Here is an 18262-nt window from a genome sequence, read left to right on the forward strand (position 1 = left end):
CGACCAGGTTCGGTTCCATTTCCGGAACATGCTCGACACCACGTTCGACACCGGTTCGATGCGCGGCATCTGGAACAACGAGTCCACCATGTACGTCGACCTGCGCCAGCTGTTCGGGGAGTACGCCCGGCTGCTCGGGCACGGCGGGCGGTATGTGTGCATCACCGGGTGCTACAACGACGTGACCGGCGGGCGGTCCCGGGCGGTCAGTCAGATCGACCAGCACTACATCTGCAACATCCATTCGCGCGGGGAGTACTTCGCGGCGCTGGCCGCCAACGGTTTCGTGCCGATCAACGTGGTCGACCTGACCGCGGCGACCATTCCGTACTGGGAGCTGCGCGCGCGGTCCTCGGTCGCGACCGGGATCGAGGACGCGTTCCTCACCGCGTACCGTGAGGGCAGCTTCCACTACCTGCTCATCTCCGCCGACCGATGCTGAGGCACAGCGATCATGGACACGGTTCCCAGCGTGCTGGCCGGGCCCTCCGGGCTGGGCACCTCCGCGGCCCGGGTGGCGGCCGACCTCACCAAGATCCGTGACGACGACCCGGCGTACGTGGAACGGTCCTGGGGCGACGGGACGGCGCCGCCGCTCTACGTCCCGATCGTCGAACGGGTCAACGACCCCCTCGCCGCCGAGGTCGACGAGCGGCTGGTCGCCTGGGCCGCGGACTGCGGGTTCGCCGACGACGAGCTCGAGGCGCTCCGCGGGGCCGGGTTCGGGCGGCTGGTCATGCTCACCCACGCCGACTGCGAGGACCCGGACCGGCTGCTGATCGCGGCGCAGATGAACGCGGCGTGGTGGGCCGCCGACGACCTCTACGCCGACGACAGCTCCCTCGGCGCCGCGCCGACCGAGCTCCCGCCACGCCTCGCGCTGGCGATGGCGGCGATGGACCCGGTCGCGCCCGCCGGCGAGTTCTCCGACCAGCTCGACGAGGCGCTCCGCGCCGACCGCGTCCTCGTGGCCCTGAGATCGGGTACCGAACGCATGTCCCGCTACGGCACCCCCGCGCAGGTCCAGCGGGCCTGCTACTCGACGTTCGCCATGTTCGTCACCTGGAACGCCTACGCGGCCTGGCGCCACACCGGCGCCTACCCGCCCGCGTGGGAGTACCTCGCGGCGCGGCAGCACGACAGCTTCTACACCTCGATGACGCTGATCGACCTCGTCAGCGGCTACGAGCTCAACGCTGACCTCTACTACGACCCGCGGGTCCGGCGCCTCCTCATTCAGGCCGGCACCGCGTCCGTGATGGTCAACGACCTCTTCTCGGTGGCCAAGGACGCCGCCGACGAGAACCCGGTGTGCAACATGGTTCTGCAGATCGCCGCCGAGCGCGGCTGCTCGATCGAGGAGGCCACCGAGATCACCGTCGACCTGCACAACAAGCTGGTCCGCGACTTCAAGGACGGCCATCGCGAGCTCCAAGCCGTGCCATCGCTTGAGCTGCAACGATTTCTGCGGGGCGCGCGAGCGTGGATGGGCGGCGGCTTCGAATGGCACGCGACCAACCCGCGCTACAAGTAACCGTGTTGGCTTCTCACGTCGCTGTATTGGCTCGCCACGGTGCTGTGTTGGCGTCTGGCGTAGGTGTGTTGGCTGGTGACGACGAAGCCGGACACAACTGACGGTGACCGCGACGCGCACTCGGCCAACACGGCAATGTCACATTGCTTTCCGGCGCATGGTGATGTGCAGGATCCCGTCGTCGTCGAACGGCTCGCCCAAGGGTTGGAAACCCCAGCGGGCGTACATGCCCTGAACCTGGACCTGGGCGTCGAGCACCGCGTCGCGGTCGCCGATCTCGGCCATGGCGGCCGCCATCAACCGGGTGCCCAGACCGGTGCCGCGGGCCGCCGGGGCGGTGCAGACCCGGCCGATCCGCGCGCTCCCGTCGGGTTCGGTGAGGAGCCTGAGGTAGGAGAGCATGTCGGCGCCGGGCTGCCACCAGAAGTGGACAGTGTCGGCGCGCAGGTCGCGGCCGTCGAGCTCAGGGTACGGGCACTTCTGCTCGACGACGAAGACGTTGACGCGCAACGAAAGCAACGCGTAGAGGGTGGCGGCGGAGAGCTGGTCGCCGGTCGCCCGGTGCAGGTCGGTCACCGGGACTGCATATCAGAGTTGCTCGGCGATCACCTCGGCGTAGCTGGCGACCCGGGTGTAGACGCCCGGTTTGTTCGGGCGGGCGCAACCGTCGCCCCAGGAGGCGATGCCGACGAGAACGCCGGAGGCGACCATCGGCCCGCCGGAGTCGCCCTGGCAGGTGTCGACGCCACCGCCGGAGAAGCCGGCGCAGACCATGGACGTGGGCGCGAAGTCCGGGTAGGCGCGGGCGCAGTCCGGGTCGGCGACCACCGGCACGGTCGCGCCGAGCAGGTAGCGGGAGGCCTGACCGCCCTCTGAGGTGCGGCCCCAGCCGAGGACCGTGGCGGGCGTGCCGGGCCGGTAGGGCCGCTGGTCGGTGGCGATCGCCGCCGGCCGGTAGCTGACCCGGGCGGCCAGCGTGAGCACGGCGAGGTCGGCGCCGGCGCGAACCCCGGTGAACTCGGGATGCACCCACACGCCGATGACCTTGACCACCACACCGGCGTCGCTCTGCTTGTCGTCGCGGCCCGCGACCACGCGGATGTCCGTGCGGCCCTGGCCGACCGCGCAGTGCGCGGCCGTCACCACCTTGCGCGGCGACACCAACGTGCCCCCACAGAACTGGAAGCCGCTCGCGGTGGTCAGGAACACCGCGTACGGATGATCGGCCGTGCTGACCCGGGTGCCCCCGACCACCCGCTGATCGGCGTGGGCGCCCCCGGACAGCAGGACGAACACGATCACGAAAGCGAGACCGAGGGCAGGCAGCAGACGTCCGGGGCGCACGCCCGAAACCCTCCGCCGAACGGGCCCGTCGAAGCAACTTGACCATGTCACCCGATCAGGTGCTCTTGCTCAGAGCCCGACTTGTCGCGGGCAGTTCCCACGACAGGTCCGACCTGTCACGGAAAGTTCCCGCGACAAGTCGGGCTGTCCGGCTAAGGCATGCTGGACGCATGTCCCGCGGACCCCTGGCCGCGGCGGTCCTGGCGACCGCCGCCCTCGTGGCCTGCGATCCGGCACCGGGCGCGGCGCCGACCGGGACCTCACCGCCGTCGTCCTCGGCCACCCCGGAATCGACCACGGCGACAGCGGAGCCGACACCGACCCCGGCCGCGGCGCCGGTCTGGAAAGTAGGGGCGAACCCGTTGCCGCGCCGCGCCGACGGGTTCGGTCAGGTCCTGCCGACCCCGCCCGAACTGGTCAACCGCAGCCTGCCCAGCGCCGACCGCCTCCCGCCACCCGCGGACGGCCGGTTCGCGGCCACCACCGCGACCGTCCCGGCGACCGTGCTCGCCCGCAGCACCTGGCGCCCCGGCTGCCCGGTCACCGCCGCCGACCTGCGCTACCTGACGCTGTCGTTCTGGGGCTTCGACGGCCGCCCGCACACCGGCGAGATGATCGTCAACGCCCGCGTCGCCGCCGACGTCACCACGGTCTTCGGCAAGCTCTTCGCCGCCAGGTTCCCGATCGAGGAGATGCGTGTCACCGCACAGTCCGAATTGGACTCCCCGCCGACCGGCGACGGCAACAACACCACCGCGTTCGTCTGCCGCCCCGTGGTCACCCAGTCGCAGTGGTCGGCCCACGCCTACGGCCTCGCCATCGACGTGAACCCGTTCTGCAACCCCTACACCAAGGGCAACCTGGTCCTCCCCGAGCTCGCCTCGTCCTATGTAGACAGACGAAACCACCGCCCGGGCATGATCTTCCCCAACGATCCCACGGTCCGCGCCTTCACCGCGATCGGCTGGACCTGGGGCGGCACCTGGACCTCACCCCGCGACCTGCAGCATTTCAGCGCCACCGGCCGCTAGGTGCCCCCCTTCGAGGGAGTGAACGTGACGTTCCTTGCCCTCTACGGCATGAATGTGACGTTGCTTCCCCACTGGGAAGCAACGTCACGTTGTACTCCCCATGCCTTCCGCGCAGAACTTGGGCAACGAACTCCAGACGCAGGATCCCTAGTTCGGCGTGGGCTCCTCCTCGGCGTTGCCGGAGCGGCCGCCGAACTTGCTGAACACCTTGCCGGCCGCGCCGGAGACGGCCTCGCCGACGTCGCTGAAGACCTTGATCAGCGGGTCCTGGGAGGCGGACCAGGACTCCTTGTACGACTTCGCCGCGGAGCGGATGTCGTCCATCATCGAGCCGGACGGGTCCTCGTCGTCGCGGCGCTGGTAGTCGCCGGAGAGGATCGCCCGGTAGCCCTCGGAGGCCGCCCAGCGCTGCAGCTCCGCCGCGCGCACCACGGCGAACGGGTGGGTCATGCCCTCGATCGTCATCAGCTTGAGGATCGAGTCGCGGATGTCGTCGACCTCCTCGTACTCCTTGGCCTGCTCCAGGAACGAGGAGATGTCGATCTCGCCGGGGCCGGTGCCGCCGGCCAGGTACAGGTGATGGCGCAGCGCCGCCGCCGGGTTCTGCCCGCACAGCAGGCCGGCCCGGTCGCCGGTCAGCTCGGCCTTGCGGTACCACTCCAGCAGCGCCGCGATCACCGCGCGCAGGCCGAGCGCCCCGATCGGCACCCAGCTCACGGTCATCTGCAGGCGCAGCAAGCGAAGCAGCAGCGTCCTGAGCACCGCGTGGCCGGAGAGCACGTGCCCCATCTCGTGCCCGATGGTGTACCGCAGGCCCTCGGTGTCCATCGCCTCGACCATGCCGGTGGTCAGCACGATGAACGGCTCGTCGATGCCGATGGTGTACGCGTTGGCCACCGGATGCCGGGCCACGAACAGGTTCGGCACGGTGTCCAGGTCGAGCGTCTCGGCGCATTCGTTGCGCAGCCGGTCAATCCGCGGGTACTGCCGCTCGCCCACCCGGATCGCCGAGGCCAGCGCGTAGAGCCGCTCACCCCGCTCGGTCCACATCCCGGCGATCGCCTTCAGCACCGAGGAGATGCCCGGGACCGCGCGCAGCGTCGCCAGCGCGCCACGGTCGGCCGGATGCTCGTAGGCACGCGGGCTGATCCGCTGGAACCGCACCCGGGTCGTGCGTTCGACGTCGTTGCTTTCCTCGGTCATGGCCATCCTCCCTCGGTCCTGGAACCCACACTAGGCCACATCACTAGAGTTGAACCGTCCCTGGAAAGATCAGGTCAAGAGGAGAGACGATGAGCCTCGAGCGTCCCGTCGCACCGGACCCGTACGAGCTGCTGCCCGCGGCCGGCTCGTTTACGGTGACCTCGACAGACGTCACGGACGGCGACCAGCTCGCGCTGACCCACGTGCACACGAGTGCCGGCGGCGAGAACGTCTCGCCGCAGCTCGCGTGGAGCGGTTTCCCGGCGGAGACCAAGAGCTTCGTGGTGACCTGTTTCGACCCGGACGCCCCGATCGTGTCCGGGTTCTGGCACTGGATCGCGGTGAACATCCCGGCCTCGGCCACCGAGCTCGCCGCCGGCGCGGGCGCGGGCGACGGCAGCCTGCCGGGCGGCGCGTTCCACGTGCGCAACGACATGGGCAGCAACGACTACGTGGGGTCCGCGCCGCCGCAGGGCGACATGGTGCACCGCTACTACTTCGTGGTGCACGCGGTGGACGTGGAGAAGCTGGACGTGGAGGGCGCCACCCCGGCCGTGGTCGGCTTCAACCTTGCCTTCCACACCCTCGCGCGGGCGGTCATCACGCCCACGTACCGGCACTGACGTGCCGCACCACGACCTGGTCGTGATCGGAACGGGCTCGGGGAACTCCATCCTCGACCCGCGCTTCGCCGGCTGGGACGTCGCGATCGTCGAGCAGGGTGTGTTCGGCGGGACCTGCCTGAACGTGGGCTGCATCCCGACGAAGATGTTCGTGCACACCGCCGATGTGGCAGCCACGCCGGCCGGCTCCGCGCGGCTGGGGGTGGACGAGACGCTGGACGGCGTCCGCTGGGCCGACGTGCGGGACCGGATCTTCGGCCGGATCGACCCGATCTCCGCGGGTGGGCGGGAGTACCGGCTGACGCACCCGGACAACGCGAACGTGACCGTGTACGAGGGGTCGGCCCGGTTCGTGGGCGACCGCCGGTTGGAGGTCACCCCGAACTCCGGCGGGCCGGCCGAGGTGGTCACCGCCGCGTCGGTGGTGCTGGCGGCGGGTGGCCGGCCGCGGATCCCCGACGTGCCGGGCCTGACCGAAGCCGGTTTCCACACCAGCGACACGGTGATGCGGCTGGAGTCGCCGCCCCGCCGAATGATCATCATCGGTAGTGGGTTCGTGGGCGCGGAGCTCGCGCACGTGTTCTCCGCGTTCGGGGTGGAGATCACGATGGTCGCCCGGTCCGGCGCGCTGCTGCGGTACGAGGACGTCGACATCAGCACCCGGTTCACCGAGCTCGCCGCGAAGCGGTGGGACGTTCGGCTGGGCCGCGAGGAGTTGGGCGTCGAGCGGACCGCCGGCGGGGTGGTGCTGCGCCTCGACGGGCCGCACGGCCGCGAGTCGGTCGAGGCGGACGAGGTGCTGGTGGCCGTGGGGCGGATGCCCAACTCCGACCGGCTCGACGTCGCGGCTGCCGGCATCGAGGTCGGGCCGGACGGGCATGTGATCGTCGACGAGTACCAGCGCACCACCGCGGAAGGCGTCTGGGCGCTCGGCGACATCTGCTCACCGTGGGAGCTCAAGCATGTGGCCAACCACGAGGCGCGGATCGTGCAGCACAACCTGCTGCACCCGGACGCGCTGATCGCCGCGGACCACCGGTTCGTGCCGCACGCCGTGTTCACCTCGCCGCAGGTCGCCTCGGTCGGCCTGACCGAGCAGGCCGCGACCGAGCGCGGTGTCCGCTTCGTACAGTCCACACAGGACTATGCGGGCATCGCGTACGGTTGGGCGATGGAGGACACCACCGGGTTCGCCAAGGTGCTCGCCGATCCGTCGTCCGGACAGATCCTGGGCGCGCACATCATCGGCCCGCAGGCGTCCGCCCTGATCCAGCCGCTCATCCAGGCCATGAGCTTCGGCCTGGACGCCCGCGCCATGGCCCGCGGTCAGTACTGGATCCACCCCGCGCTGCCGGAGCTCGTGGAGAACGCGCTGCTCAACCTACCGCTGGACGGCTGACGTGACCGCCACGATCATCCTGGTGCACAGCCCGTTCCTCGGCCCCGCGAGCCTCCGGCCGCTGGCCGACGCCCTGGCCGCCCACGGCCACCCCGCGGTCCTGCTGGACCTCCGCCCCAGCATCGTCTCCCCACCGGTCCATCAGGTCCTCCTCGGCGTCTTCGCCGACGTCATCGCCGACGCCGGCCTCGCCGGCCCGGTGGTTCTCGCCGGGCACAGCGGCGCCGGCCCCCTCCTCCCCGCCATGGCCGACACCCTCGAGGAGCCCGTCACCGGCCTGATCTACCTCGACGCCGCCCTCCCCACCCCGGGCAAAAGCTGGCGCGACACCGTGGATCCCGCCCTCTACACCGCGCTCCGCGACCGCACCCGCGAAGGCCTCCTCCCCCGCTGGCACCTCTGGTTCCCCGACCATCCACTTGAGACATTCATCCCGGATCCCGCCCTGCGCGCGGAAATCGCCGACGAGGCGCCAGAAGTCCCGATCGCTTTCCTCAAAGAATCCCGCCCCGACGTCGAATGGCCCGGCCCTTCCGCCTATCTCGCCCTCAGCGACGCCTACGTCACCGAACTCGAGCGAGCGCGTGAACTCGGCTGGCCCACGGCACAGCTGGAGCTGACCCATCTCGCGCCCGCGACCGGCCCCGAACCCGTCGCCGAGGCGATCCTTCAACTCCTGGCCAACCTGACGGAGGCAGACCCCGATGAACTTCCACGGCGTTGACCATCCCGGGCAGAACACCGTCTGGTCCCAGGGCATCGCCCATGGCGAGCAGCACCTGGGAACCGTGCCGCTGAACGACCACGCCATCGTGCTCTGCGTGCACAACGCGGGGGGCGACACCATCGCCGTCCGCATCGAGACGTGGAACTCGAACGACAGCGGCAGCACCGATTTCAACGCCTATCCGGGCGACCACCTCTGCGTCAAGATCGCCGACCTCCCCGGCGACCAGGCCGACGTCCGGATCACCGCGTCCGGCGGCGAGATCGAGTACGAGATCTGCCAGTACCTCTGAGCCGCTACGGCAGGGTGAGGATCTCGTGACCGTCGTCGGTCACCAGGATGGTGTGCTCGAACTGCGCCGTCCACTTCTTGTCCTTGGTGGTGGCCGTCCAGCCGTCGTCCCACATGTCGTGCTCGATGGTGCCGAGAGTGATCATCGGCTCGATGGTGAACGTCATGCCGGGCTCGATCACGGTTTCCACGGCCGGTTCGTCGTAGTGCAGGATGACGAGTCCACTGTGGAAGGTGCGGCCGATGCCGTGGCCGGTGAAGTCGCGGACGACGCCGTAGCCGAAGCGCTTCGCGTAGGACTCGATGACCCGGCCGATCACGTTCAGGGCGCGGCCGGGGCTGACGGCCCGGATCGCCCGCAGGGTGGCCTCGCGGGTGCGCTCGACCAGCAGGCGCGCGTCGTCGTCGACGTCGCCGGCCAGGAACGTGGCGTTGGTGTCGCCGTGCACCCCGCCGATGAACGCGGTCACGTCGATGTTGACGATGTCGCCGCTCTCGATCCGGGTGGAGTCCGGGATGCCGTGGCAGATGACCTCGTTCAGCGAGACACAGCACGACTTCGGGTAGCCCCGGTACCCCAGCGTCGACGGGTACGCCCCATGATCCACCAGGAACTCGTGCACCACCGCGTCCACGTCGTCCGTGGTCGCGCCGGGCTTCACCGCCTTCCCACCTTCCTCGAGCGCCTGCGCGGCGAGCCGCCCGGCCACCCGCATCGCCGCAATGACTTCCGGCGGCTGCACATGCGGATACGCGTTACGGGCAGGCGCCGGCTTCCCCACATACTCGGGCCGCGCGATCTGCGGCGGCACCGAGCGGCGGGGCGACTGAACACCAGGCTTCAACGGGGCACGGACGGACATATCTCCACCCTACGATGCCAACCATCGGTCCCTGCATCGTCCCGCCCACGGCGGCACGCGGAGGTCAGCCCAGCGCGCTGAGGAATCGGGCGGTTGCCTGGACGGCCTTGGAGGATTCACCCGCATCGGTGATGAGGACGGCGAAGGCGAGGTCGCCGCGGTAGCCGGCGAACCAGCCGTGGGAGTGGGTGCCGTCGCCGAACTGGGCGGTGCCGGTCTTGCCGCGGACGTCGCCGAGGCTGCCGAGCGCGGTGGCGGTGCCGGTGGTGACCACCTCGCGCATCATGGCCCGCACCGCGTCCAGCACCGGGGCGCCGATCGGCTGTGCGCCGGCACCGTTGACCTTCGTCTCGGCGCCGCGGAGCAGCGACGGGGTGGGCGTCGAACCGGACGCCACGGTGGCCGCGGCCAGCGCCATGCCGAACGGGGTCGCCACGACCTTGCCCTGGCCGAACCCGTCCTCGGCGCGCTCGGTCTTCCCGGTGGCCGGCGGCACCGAGCCGGTGACCGTGGTGATGCCGGGCACCACGAAGTCCATCCCGATGCCGAGCTTCTTGGCCGCGCCGCTCAGCGCGTCCGCCGGCAGGTCCACGGCGAGCGAGGCGAACGTGGTGTTGCAGGAGAACGCGAACGCGCTGTGCATCGGGATCGTGCCCTTGTCGAACTTGTTGCTGTTGGGGATGACCCGGCCGTCGATGGTGATCGTGCCGGGGCAGCCGACCGGGGTGTCCGCGTTGACCTTCCCCGACTCCAGCGCGGCGACCGACGTGGCGATCTTGAACGTGGAGCCCGGCGCGTACCGCCCCATCAGCGCGATCGGGCCCTCCTTGTCCGCCGCCGGATTCTGCGCCACGGCAAGCAGTTCGCCGGTGGACGGCTGGATCGCCACGATCATGGCCGAGGTCGGCACGCCGTTGAGCGCCGCCTGGGCCGCGCTCTGGATCTTGGTGCTCAGCGTGGCGTTGACCGCCTTGGCCGGCTCGGCCGGCTTGCTGTACAGCTCCTCGACCTCCGCGCCGGCCCCGTCCACGGTGACCACCCGCCACCCGGACAGCCCCGCGACCTGGCCCTCGACATACCTGCGCACACCCGGCAACAGCGCCGGCGCGAGCTTCTTGTCCACGGCCAGGAGCCGCGGGCCCGAGGTGAACCGCACTCCCGGCAGGTCGTAGATGTCCGGCTTGACCGAGTCGTAGTCGGCCTGGCGCAGCGCCGCCACCTGGTAGGGCTGGTCCGGCGCCGCCGCCGAACCGTCCACAATGGACCTCTGCGTGATGGTCGGGTCGAACCCGGACAGCGCCGCGGCGAGCTTCCCGGCCACCCCGGCGGCGTCGCCGGCCTTCTTCGGCTCGAACAGCACGGACACCACCCGGTCCGGCTGCAGCAGCGGCACCCCGTCCCGGTCTAGCACCGGCGCCAGCAGCGGCTGCTGGACCTGCACCGAGATCGACTGCTGCGCGGCGAGCTTCGGGTGGATCAGGCTCGGCGCCCAGTGCACCTTCCACTGGTCGTTCTCCGACCGCAGCTCCAGCTGGCCCTGGTAGCTCCACTTCCGGTTGGACCCCAGATCCCAGGTGATCGTGAACGCGGCCTTCGCCGTGCCCTCCTGCGTGTCGACCTTCCCCAGCTCGGTCTTGACCGCGGCCGGCTTCAGGCTCTCCCGCACCTTGTCCATGGTCTTCTTGGCCGAGTCCGGCGAGTCGGTCTGCCCGGAGGCGGTGCCCACGTCTCCGCCGGCGAACGCGGCCAGGAACTGGTCGGCCGCGGCGTCCGGCCCCGGCTTGCTGTCCGAGCAGGCCGACATCGTGGTGAGCAGTGCGATCGTGACGAGGATCGGTAGGCGCACGGCGGCGAGTATGCCCCGGTCCACGGAGAGCCCATGTGAGGTATGGCAGAAATCAGTGCCCGATGGTTCGCGCGCAAGCTCGCTCACGGCGCTTAGAACAGGACGGTCGCGTACTCCCCGACCTGCGTGAACCCGATCCGCTTGTACGCGGCCTTGGCCACGTGGTTGTAGGAGTTGACGTACAGGCTCGCCGTCCGGCCCATGCCGCGCACCAGCCGGTCGACCACCGCGGACGTGCCGCCCGAGCCCAGCCCGTGCCCGCGCCGGTCCGGATGCACCCACACGCCCTGGATCTGCCCGACCAGGTTGGACAGCGCGCCGATCTCCGCCTTGTAGACCACGTCGCCGCCCTCGAACCGGGCGAACGCCCGCCCGGTGGCGATCAGTTCGGCCACCCGGGCCCGGTAGCTCACGCCGCCGTCGCCGGCCCGCGGGTCGACCCCGACCTCCTCGACGAACATGGCGATCGCCGCCGGCAGGTAGCGGTCCAGCTCGTCCGGGCGCACCGGCCGCACCAGCGGGTCCGGCGGCACCCGCGGCACCCCGATCGTGGCCATCAGCGGCTGCTCCGGACGCACCTCCCGGGCCGGGCCCCAGTCCAGCTCGAGCTCCTGCCACATGCCCAGCACCTGCTCGGCCGGCCCGACCACCGACGAGCACGTCCGCCTACGGCTCAGCGCCCGGTCGGCGAACGCGCGCAACGCGGACCGGTTGCCCTGCAACGGGATCAGGTTGGGCCCGGCGAAGCACAGCGAGTCCAGCCGGTGCGAGCGCCCGCGCGGCTCGCACCCCCACAGCTCACCCCCGAGCCGCCACGGGTCCAGGCCCAGGGCGTCCACCCGCGCCGCGACCATGCACGCGGCCACCGGATCGGCCACGAGCACGGAACGAACCGCCGCACGGTCCCGCTCGTCGAGCAGCCGCGCTCCAGCAAGCCGCAACACATCCTCAAGCGTGCCAGATGAACCGCGGATGGCGAACACCAGCCACCAGAACGTAGCCAACCGGATTCCCGCGAGTCCCCACTTCCAGCACGCGAGTTCCCGGTCCCAGCACGCGAGTTCCTGGCTCCGGACCGCGAACTCACCATCCTGAACTGGCAACTCACCGTCTTGAACTGGGGACTCGCGGTCCTGAAACGGGGACTCGCGAGGTCAGCCGGACTCCTCGGCGATGCGGAGCGCTTCTTCGATGAGGGTCTCGACGATCTGGTGCTCCGGCACGGTCTTGATGACCTGCCCCTTGACGAAGATCTGTCCCTTGCCGTTGCCCGATGCCACCCCGAGGTCGGCCTCACGCGCCTCACCCGGCCCGTTCACCACACAGCCCATCACGGCGACCCGCAACGGCACCTCCATGCCCTCCAGGCCCGCGGTCACCTCGTCGGCCAGCTTGTACACGTCCACCTGCGCGCGCCCGCACGACGGGCAGGACACGATCTCCAGCTTGCGTGGCTTGAGGTTCAGCGACTGCAGGATCTGCAGGCCGACCTTGACCTCCTCCACCGGCGGCGCGGACAGCGACACCCGGATCGTGTCGCCGATCCCCTGCCGCAGCAGCGCACCGAACGCCACCGCCGACTTGATCGTCCCCTGGAACGCCGGCCCGGCCTCGGTCACCCCGAGGTGCAGCGGGTAGTCACACTGCTCGGCCAGCAGCTCGTAGGCGCGGACCATGACCACCGGGTCGTTGTGCTTGACCGAGATCTTGATGTCGTGGAAGTCGTGCTCGGCGAACAGCGACGCCTCCCACAGCGCCGACTCGGCCAGCGCCTCGGGGGTCGCCTTGCCGTACTTCTCCAGCAGCCGCGGATCCAGGGACCCGGCGTTCACCCCGATCCGGATCGGCGTGCGGTGATCCTTCGCGGCCTGCGCGATCTCCTTGACCTGGTCGTCGAACTTTCGAATATTGCCCGGGTTAACCCGCACGGAGGAGCAGCCGGCCTCGATAGCTGCGAAAACGTACTTCGGCTGGAAGTGAATGTCGGCAATAACCGGGATCTGCGACTTTTTGGCAATTTGTGGGAGCGCGTCGGCGTCGTCCTGGGACGGACACGCCACCCGCACGATGTCGCAACCGGACGCGGTCAGCTCCGCGATCTGCTGCAGCGTGGCGTTGACGTCGGCGGTAACCGTCGTGGTCATCGACTGGACGGAGATCGGGTGGTCGCTGCCGACACCCACCTTGCCGACCATGAGCTGGCGGGTGGGGCGGCGCGGGGCCAGCACCGGAGGCGGTGCCTCCGGCATTCCCAACATCACGGAATCAGTCACGACCCCAATACTACTATTGCCCGATCCTAATCGGATTCACCAGATCAGCTGTCACTGTGAGCAATACCACGGCACCGCCGATGAAGATCACGACCATGGTCACCGCGGTCAGTTTCGTGTAGTCCACCGGACCGCCGGCCGGCTTTCCGCGCAGCCGCCGCAGCCAGTCCCGGACCCGCTCGTAGGCCAGCACCGCGATGTGCCCCCCGTCCAGCGGCAGCAGCGGCAGCAGGTTGAACACGCCGACGAAGAAGTTCAGGCTGGCCAGCAGCAGCAGGAACAGCTCCCACACACCGGCCTGCACCGCGTCCCCGCCGATGATGCTGGCGCCGACCACGCTGACCGGGGTGTCCGGGTCGCGCTGCCCGCCACCGATCGCCTCGATCACCTTCGGGATCTTCTGCGGGAACGCCATCAGGCCCTGCCAGGTGCGCACGAACATGTCGCCGGTGAACGAGGCCGCCCCGCCGAACGCGCCCAGCGCGCTGTAGTGGTAGACGGGCGTGCTGCGCACCCCGATGGCGCCGACCGCCACCGTTCTGTTGCCGTCCGCGCCCTGCTTCGCGTCCGCGGCGACCCGCTGCACCTCGGGCACGTTCACCACCAGCGAGACGTCCTTGCCGTCCCGGCGCACCACGAACGTGTGCTCCCCGCGCAGGTCCTTCACCTTCGTCACGACGTCGGTCCAGGTGGGCGTGCGCTGGCCGTCGACCATGATGATCTCGTCCCCGGCCTGGACGCCGGCCTCCCGCGCCGGCGCCCGGTCGCCCGCGGTGCACGGCGAGTACTCGAACGTCTTCGGGTCCTGGGTGGCCGCCGCGCAGTCGGTGGCGCTGACCACCGGCGTGCCGGCCAGGTTCGGCAGCCCCATGCCGACCGCCATCAGGTACAGGATCAGGAACCCGAGGACGAAGTGCGTAGCCGAGCCGGCGGACATCACCACGACCCGCTTCCAGGTCGGGTAGCGCCACATCGCGCGCTCCGACTCGTCCGGCGTGACCTCGTCGATCGCGGTCATGCCGGCGATGTCGCAGAAACCGCCGAGCGGGATGGCCTTGAGCCCGTACTCCGTCTCGCCCCGCCGGAACGAGAAGATCTTCGGACCGAACCCGATGAAGTACCGCCGCACCTTCATGCCGAAGACCTTGGCGGCGTACATGTGCCCGGCCTCGTGCAGCGCCACGGACACGCAGATGCCCAGTGCGAACAGCACGACTCCGAATAGCCACGCGAGCACGGTCAATCCCTTCCCAACCGGACTTCGGTCTTGGCGCGAGCCAGGAACTCCCGTGCGTGGGCCCGAGCCCAGCGCTCGGCCGCGAGCACGTCCTCGACATCGCGCGGGTCGGCTCGCCAACCGTCCGCGTCGTCGAGTACCCGGCTCACAGTGTCCATGATGACTGTGAAGCCCACGTCTCGTTGGCGGAAGGCGGCGACCGCCTCCTCGTTGGCGGCGTTGTACACCGCGGGCAGCGAACCGCCGGCCGCGCCGGCCTGCCGGGCCAGCCGGACCGCGGGGAACGTCGCGTCGTCCAGCGGCTCGAACGTCCACGCCGACGGCTCGGCGAAGCTGCAGGGCGGCGCCGCGCCGGGCACCCGGTCCGGCCAGCCCAGGGCGAGCGCGATCGGCAGCCGCATGTCCGGCGGGCTGGCCTGGACGATCGTGGAGCCGTCGGTGAAGGTGACCATCGAGTGGATGATGGACTGCGGGTGCACGACCACGTCGATGCGGTCATAGGGGACCCCGAACAGCAGGTGCGCCTCGATCACCTCGAGCCCCTTGTTCACCAGGGTGGCCGAGTTGATGGTGATCACCGGGCCCATGTCCCAGGTCGGGTGCGCCATCGCCTGCTCGACCGTCACGTCCCGCAGCTCTGCGGCGGTCCGGCCGCGGAACGGCCCGCCGGACGCGGTGATCACCAACCGGTCCACCTCGGCCCGCGCGCCACCGCGCAGGCACTGGGCGATGGCCGAGTGCTCGGAGTCCACCGGCACGATCTGGCCGGGCTCGGCCGCGTCGAGGACCAGCGGCCCGCCCGCGATCAGCGACTCCTTGTTGGCCAGCGCCAGCGTCGCGCCCGTGGCCAGCGCATGCAGGGTCGAGTCCAGGCCGACCGACCCGGTGATCGCGTTCAGCACCACGTCGGCCGGGGTGCCGGCGATGAGCTCGAGCACGGCGTCCGGCCCGGTCAGGATGCGCGGCATCGGAAAACCGCCGCGCTCGTAGCCGCGTCGCTGGGCCTCCGCGTACAGCGCGAGCTGCAGGTCCTCCGCGGCGGTCGCCCGGGCCACGGCCACGGCCCTGACCTGGAACCGGATGGCCTGCGCGGCCAGCGCCGCCGGATCGCCCCCGCCCGCGGCCAGCCCGACCACGTGGAACCGGTCGGGGTTCGCGGCCACCACGTCCAGAGCCTGGGTACCGATGGAGCCGGTGGACCCGAGCAGGAGCACGCCGCGCCGCCGGCGGGAGGGATCAGTCATCGGCGCCCATTGTCCCCGATAGGATGTCGTACCTAGGCACCGGAGCAGCGTGGAGGTTCAGTGGCAGGCTCGGAGCTGGAGAAACGCCCCGCCAACGCGGTCGACCCGCACGACGAGCCGTCGGCATCCTGGGGATGGCATGGCGGCTTCCCGCGCGGTGTCCGGATCATGGGCTGGTTCACCGCCGCCACCATGTTCCTCATGCTCATCGGCAACCACACCGGCCGCACCGAAGACCTCTGGCTCATCGCCATCGGCACCGCCATGGTCATCGCCCTCATCTACGACCGCATCCGCGCCCGCACCGCCTGGCGCCGGTAAGCGCGGTCCCTCCTGGTAGAAATGGACTACCGGCCATAGGCGTCGAGCACGGAGGTCGCCATGCCCCAACCGTGGCGACGTCTGCTCGTACCGGCCGGCAGTCTGCTGGCGGTCCCGATCGCCATCGAATGGCTGATCTCCTATATCAAGGATGAGCACTACAGCCTCGGTCGGGCAGCGGTGGTTCTCGGCGCCGTGGCCGTCCTACTGTTTGTTCTGACCGCCCTGCGCGCAATGACCAGAAGGATCAGCCTCCTACTGGAGTTCACCGTCGCGGTCTTCGGTCTCGTCACCGCCGGCACTGGAATTCTCAGCTCACGATCGGCACTGAAAACATCGGCAGCAGGGCCGCCGTCGCCGTGGTCTGTCTTGGCCTCGCGACCACCAGCATCGCCGCGTACGCGATCTACCTCGAGCGGACGGGAGCCGACGTCTTCCTCGCTGTGCCCAAGAAAGATGAGAACCGACCGGCACAACTGGTCAGAGATGCGCAGCGGCACCAGCTGCTCACCACGTTGCCATCGTTCTCCCCCGGCGACGAGGAAGTCGTCACGCTGTGCCGAGACCAGCTGAGCGCGGACGACGTACATTTCATCGGCTATTACGTGAACGGCGACTGCCGTTTCCATCTGGATGTGCTCGACAGCACCACGCTCAACCGGTTCTTTCGCGGCCTCGACCGGAACCATCGACGCCTGGCCTATGAACGCGCCGGCCGCCAGTTGGACTGGGTCATCTCCCGGCTCAACACCTACATGCGCCGCCTCGACGGTGGAATTCTGGTCCGGACCGTGCTCGACGTGGAGCAAGGCGCGCTCTACTACTACTGGATCGACCAGAACGTGTATCTGACCGGACTCACCATGGACCAGCCCAAGGTGCTCATCGCGGACGAGAAACTGCGCCGCCTGGCGAACGCCATCGGCCACCTGCCCCGCGGGGGATCGTATCCAGAGTCTTCCCCGATCATGATGCAGGTGATCGCACAGGACGATTCCGCATGAGCGAGCTGTCCAACGCTGCGTGACACGGCACCGGCCCTCACTCAACGGGGGCGGTACACGTCCGCGCGATGCTCGATGCGGATCACCGTGACGCGTCGATGCGCGTCATCGATCTCGTACAGAACCCGGAACGCACCCCTCCGCGCCGAGTAGACCCCGTCCAGCTCGTACCGGAGAGGTCTGCCGACACGATGGGGATCAGCAAGCATGCTGCCGGTGATGAACTCGATCACCGCGGCGGCCACGCCTTCCGGAAGCTTGTGCTGAAAGGTCCGGGCCGTGCTGGCGGAGACGTGGAGCTCGAAGGGTTCCGTCACGACCGCCGGCGGAGTGCACGGACCGCATCCACCCCGCGGACCACGTCGCCACGATCGACTTCGCTGCGGCTTTGCCGGATGTCCGCCATGGCCTCAGGATCGGAGAGGATCTCCAGCGTCTCCTCCAGCGCCACGAGATCGTCATATCCGATGAGCACCGCGACGGGCCGGCCGTTGCGGGTGACCACGACCCGCTCATGCTCGCGTTCCGCCTTGTCGACGAAATCCGACAGGTGGTCGCGCACTGCTCGCAGCGGCTCGACACTCATGGCCACAATTGTGGCACACTCCTCCACGGGCTGCGAGCGGGAGAAGGAGGTCGGTGCATGAACGTGGAGCACGATCCGCGGGTGCTCGGGCCCGGGTTGGCGCCGACGCCGTTCACGGCTGAGCAGATTCGGGCCGGGTGTCCGGCGGGGCGGATGATCCGGTTGCTGGTCGAGGAGGAGGGCGCGGAGCCGTACCTGCGGTTCAACCACTTCACTTCCTGCGACGAGGCGGGCGCGGTCACCGAGCGGGGACGGGTGGACGGCGGGCGGGAGGTGGTCACGGACCGGTCGAGCTGGCGGGAGCTGCAGGAGCATGCGGCGTTTCCGGCGGAGGTGACCACGATCGAGGAGGACACGATCGACATCCCGGTGGGGGTCGTCGAGTGCCTGCGGTACACGGTGCGCGACGACGAGGGGGTGACCACGTTCTGGTTCAGCGCGGCCTACCCGGGCATGCCGGTCCGGTACAGCCGGGTGGAGAACGGGCGGACGGTCAGCACCACCACGATGATCGCCAGCGGTTAGCACTACAGCCGCACCACAGTAACGGTGGTGACGGATGTTGCTACAGGGGCTGATGAGACGACCGCGGTGCGCCTAGCGGGAGTTTCCCCCTTAGTTTGATCTTGAGGCGGGTCGACGCCTGTCGGATGGTTGTTGATCTGGGACGACACGCTTGTCGGGGAGCTTGACTTTCCTTGATCAAGTGTATTACCTAAATTATATGGCGTCGGTG

20 protein-coding genes and 1 pseudogene are annotated in these 18262 nt (G+C 69.6%); 10 read left to right on the forward strand and 11 right to left on the reverse strand.

Annotated features, from left to right (window positions below; genetic code table 11):
* Window positions 1–442, forward strand: a pseudogene (locus VGR06_RS01280) (SAM-dependent methyltransferase); the annotation flags it as partial.
* A 12-nt stretch (window positions 443–454) separates the two neighbouring features.
* Window positions 455–1534 (forward strand): family 2 encapsulin nanocompartment cargo protein terpene cyclase, encoded by a 1080-nt coding sequence (locus VGR06_RS01285; protein WP_327557048.1) that lies wholly within the window; start codon window positions 455–457, stop codon window positions 1532–1534.
* Window positions 1535–1672: 138 nt separating this feature from the next.
* On the opposite strand, the gene VGR06_RS01290 is transcribed toward VGR06_RS01285, so the two are convergent.
* Window positions 1673–2110 carry a GNAT family N-acetyltransferase gene (locus tag VGR06_RS01290; protein ID WP_327557049.1) on the reverse strand — a complete coding sequence of 146 codons (438 nt, stop codon included), beginning with the start codon at window positions 2108–2110 and terminating at the stop codon, window positions 1673–1675.
* Between the two features lie 12 nt (window positions 2111–2122).
* Window positions 2123–2878 (reverse strand): serine protease, encoded by a 756-nt coding sequence (locus VGR06_RS01295; RefSeq protein WP_327557050.1) that lies wholly within the window; start codon window positions 2876–2878, stop codon window positions 2123–2125.
* A 170-nt stretch (window positions 2879–3048) separates the two neighbouring features.
* On the opposite strand from VGR06_RS01295, the gene VGR06_RS01300 reads away from it, so the two are divergent.
* Window positions 3049–3909: a M15 family metallopeptidase gene (locus VGR06_RS01300; protein WP_327557051.1), complete on the forward strand. Its 861-nt coding sequence runs from the start codon at window positions 3049–3051 to the stop codon at window positions 3907–3909.
* 147 nt (window positions 3910–4056) lie between these two features.
* Here the strand turns inward: VGR06_RS01300 and VGR06_RS01305 are convergent, their stop codons facing one another.
* Window positions 4057–5112: a M48 family metallopeptidase gene (locus tag VGR06_RS01305; protein WP_327557052.1), complete on the reverse strand. Its 1056-nt coding sequence runs from the start codon at window positions 5110–5112 to the stop codon at window positions 4057–4059.
* Between the two features lie 89 nt (window positions 5113–5201).
* Between VGR06_RS01305 and VGR06_RS01310 the strand changes: the two genes are divergently transcribed.
* From VGR06_RS01310 to VGR06_RS01325, 4 genes are read left to right on the forward strand one after another with little or no spacing between them, the layout of a single operon-like run.
* Window positions 5202–5735, forward strand: a complete 534-nt coding sequence (locus VGR06_RS01310) for a YbhB/YbcL family Raf kinase inhibitor-like protein (protein ID WP_327557053.1) — start codon at window positions 5202–5204, stop codon at window positions 5733–5735.
* Window position 5736: 1 nt separating this feature from the next.
* Window positions 5737–7134, forward strand: coding sequence for a mycothione reductase (locus VGR06_RS01315; RefSeq protein ID WP_327557054.1), 1398 nt, complete (start codon window positions 5737–5739; stop codon window positions 7132–7134).
* A gap of 1 nt (window position 7135) precedes the next feature.
* Window positions 7136–7858: a hypothetical protein gene (locus VGR06_RS01320; RefSeq protein WP_327557055.1), complete on the forward strand. Its 723-nt coding sequence runs from the start codon at window positions 7136–7138 to the stop codon at window positions 7856–7858.
* Window positions 7839–8153, forward strand: coding sequence for a hypothetical protein (locus VGR06_RS01325; protein ID WP_327557056.1), 315 nt, complete (start codon window positions 7839–7841; stop codon window positions 8151–8153). Before VGR06_RS01320 ends, VGR06_RS01325 begins: the two co-directional genes overlap by 20 nt.
* A 4-nt stretch (window positions 8154–8157) precedes the next feature.
* Here the strand turns inward: VGR06_RS01325 and map are convergent, their stop codons facing one another.
* The 6 genes from map to dxr form a co-directional block, all read right to left on the reverse strand.
* The gene (map, locus tag VGR06_RS01330) at window positions 8158–9015 is read right to left on the reverse strand and encodes a type I methionyl aminopeptidase (RefSeq protein ID WP_327557057.1); all 858 of its coding nucleotides are present in this window, start codon (window positions 9013–9015) and stop codon (window positions 8158–8160) included.
* Window positions 9016–9079: 64 nt separating this feature from the next.
* The gene (locus VGR06_RS01335; protein WP_327557058.1) at window positions 9080–10861 is read right to left on the reverse strand and encodes a penicillin-binding transpeptidase domain-containing protein; all 1782 of its coding nucleotides are present in this window, start codon (window positions 10859–10861) and stop codon (window positions 9080–9082) included.
* Between the two features lie 92 nt (window positions 10862–10953).
* On the reverse strand, window positions 10954–11805 hold the full coding sequence (locus VGR06_RS01340; protein WP_327557066.1) for a GNAT family N-acetyltransferase: 852 nt from the start codon (window positions 11803–11805) through the stop codon (window positions 10954–10956).
* A gap of 210 nt (window positions 11806–12015) precedes the next feature.
* Window positions 12016–13110, reverse strand: coding sequence for a flavodoxin-dependent (E)-4-hydroxy-3-methylbut-2-enyl-diphosphate synthase (gene ispG / locus VGR06_RS01345; RefSeq protein ID WP_327557067.1), 1095 nt, complete (start codon window positions 13108–13110; stop codon window positions 12016–12018).
* Between the two features lie 37 nt (window positions 13111–13147).
* A complete protein-coding gene (locus VGR06_RS01350; protein WP_327557059.1) occupies window positions 13148–14371 on the reverse strand; it encodes a site-2 protease family protein in 1224 nt (407 codons plus the stop codon).
* A 2-nt stretch (window positions 14372–14373) separates the two neighbouring features.
* Window positions 14374–15615: a 1-deoxy-D-xylulose-5-phosphate reductoisomerase gene (dxr, locus tag VGR06_RS01355; protein ID WP_327557060.1), complete on the reverse strand. Its 1242-nt coding sequence runs from the start codon at window positions 15613–15615 to the stop codon at window positions 14374–14376.
* Between the two features lie 60 nt (window positions 15616–15675).
* Between dxr and VGR06_RS01360 the strand changes: the two genes are divergently transcribed.
* Together VGR06_RS01360 and VGR06_RS01365 are read left to right on the forward strand one after the other, a co-directional pair.
* Window positions 15676–15936, forward strand: coding sequence for a DUF2631 domain-containing protein (locus VGR06_RS01360; RefSeq protein WP_327557061.1), 261 nt, complete (start codon window positions 15676–15678; stop codon window positions 15934–15936).
* A 359-nt stretch (window positions 15937–16295) separates the two neighbouring features.
* Window positions 16296–16940 carry a hypothetical protein gene (locus VGR06_RS01365; protein ID WP_327557062.1) on the forward strand — a complete coding sequence of 215 codons (645 nt, stop codon included), beginning with the start codon at window positions 16296–16298 and terminating at the stop codon, window positions 16938–16940.
* A 41-nt stretch (window positions 16941–16981) separates the two neighbouring features.
* Here VGR06_RS01365 and VGR06_RS01370 read toward each other — a convergent pair whose 3' ends face one another.
* Window positions 16982–17257 carry a type II toxin-antitoxin system RelE/ParE family toxin gene (locus VGR06_RS01370; protein WP_327557063.1) on the reverse strand — a complete coding sequence of 92 codons (276 nt, stop codon included), beginning with the start codon at window positions 17255–17257 and terminating at the stop codon, window positions 16982–16984.
* The gene (locus VGR06_RS01375) at window positions 17254–17526 is read right to left on the reverse strand and encodes a type II toxin-antitoxin system Phd/YefM family antitoxin (protein ID WP_327557064.1); all 273 of its coding nucleotides are present in this window, start codon (window positions 17524–17526) and stop codon (window positions 17254–17256) included. The genes VGR06_RS01370 and VGR06_RS01375 overlap by 4 nt, the downstream gene beginning before the upstream one ends.
* 57 nt (window positions 17527–17583) lie before the next feature.
* Here VGR06_RS01375 and VGR06_RS01380 point away from each other — a divergent pair, with 57 nt between their 5' ends.
* Window positions 17584–18051, forward strand: coding sequence for a hypothetical protein (locus tag VGR06_RS01380; RefSeq protein WP_327557065.1), 468 nt, complete (start codon window positions 17584–17586; stop codon window positions 18049–18051).
* The last annotated feature ends 211 nt before the right edge of the window (window positions 18052–18262 follow it).

The sequence above is a fragment of the Actinophytocola sp. genome (assembly GCF_036002505.1).
Classification (GTDB): domain Bacteria; phylum Actinomycetota; class Actinomycetes; order Mycobacteriales; family Pseudonocardiaceae; genus DASYTH01.

Coding starts and splice junctions, on each gene's coding strand:
- VGR06_RS01300 (WP_327557051.1), top strand. CDS start 3,049: ATGTCCCGCGGACCCCTGGCCGCGGCGGTCCTGGCGACCGCCGCCCTC.
- VGR06_RS01305 (WP_327557052.1), bottom strand. CDS start 5,112: ATGACCGAGGAAAGCAACGACGTCGAACGCACGACCCGGGTGCGGTTC.
- ispG (WP_327557067.1), bottom strand. CDS start 13,110: ATGCCGGAGGCACCGCCTCCGGTGCTGGCCCCGCGCCGCCCCACCCGC.
- VGR06_RS01285 (WP_327557048.1), top strand. CDS start 455: ATGGACACGGTTCCCAGCGTGCTGGCCGGGCCCTCCGGGCTGGGCACC.
- map (WP_327557057.1), bottom strand. CDS start 9,015: ATGTCCGTCCGTGCCCCGTTGAAGCCTGGTGTTCAGTCGCCCCGCCGC.
- VGR06_RS01380 (WP_327557065.1), top strand. CDS start 17,584: ATGAACGTGGAGCACGATCCGCGGGTGCTCGGGCCCGGGTTGGCGCCG.
- VGR06_RS01325 (WP_327557056.1), top strand. CDS start 7,839: ATGAACTTCCACGGCGTTGACCATCCCGGGCAGAACACCGTCTGGTCC.
- VGR06_RS01375 (WP_327557064.1), bottom strand. CDS start 17,526: ATGAGTGTCGAGCCGCTGCGAGCAGTGCGCGACCACCTGTCGGATTTC.
- dxr (WP_327557060.1), bottom strand. CDS start 15,615: ATGACTGATCCCTCCCGCCGGCGGCGCGGCGTGCTCCTGCTCGGGTCC.
- VGR06_RS01310 (WP_327557053.1), top strand. CDS start 5,202: ATGAGCCTCGAGCGTCCCGTCGCACCGGACCCGTACGAGCTGCTGCCC.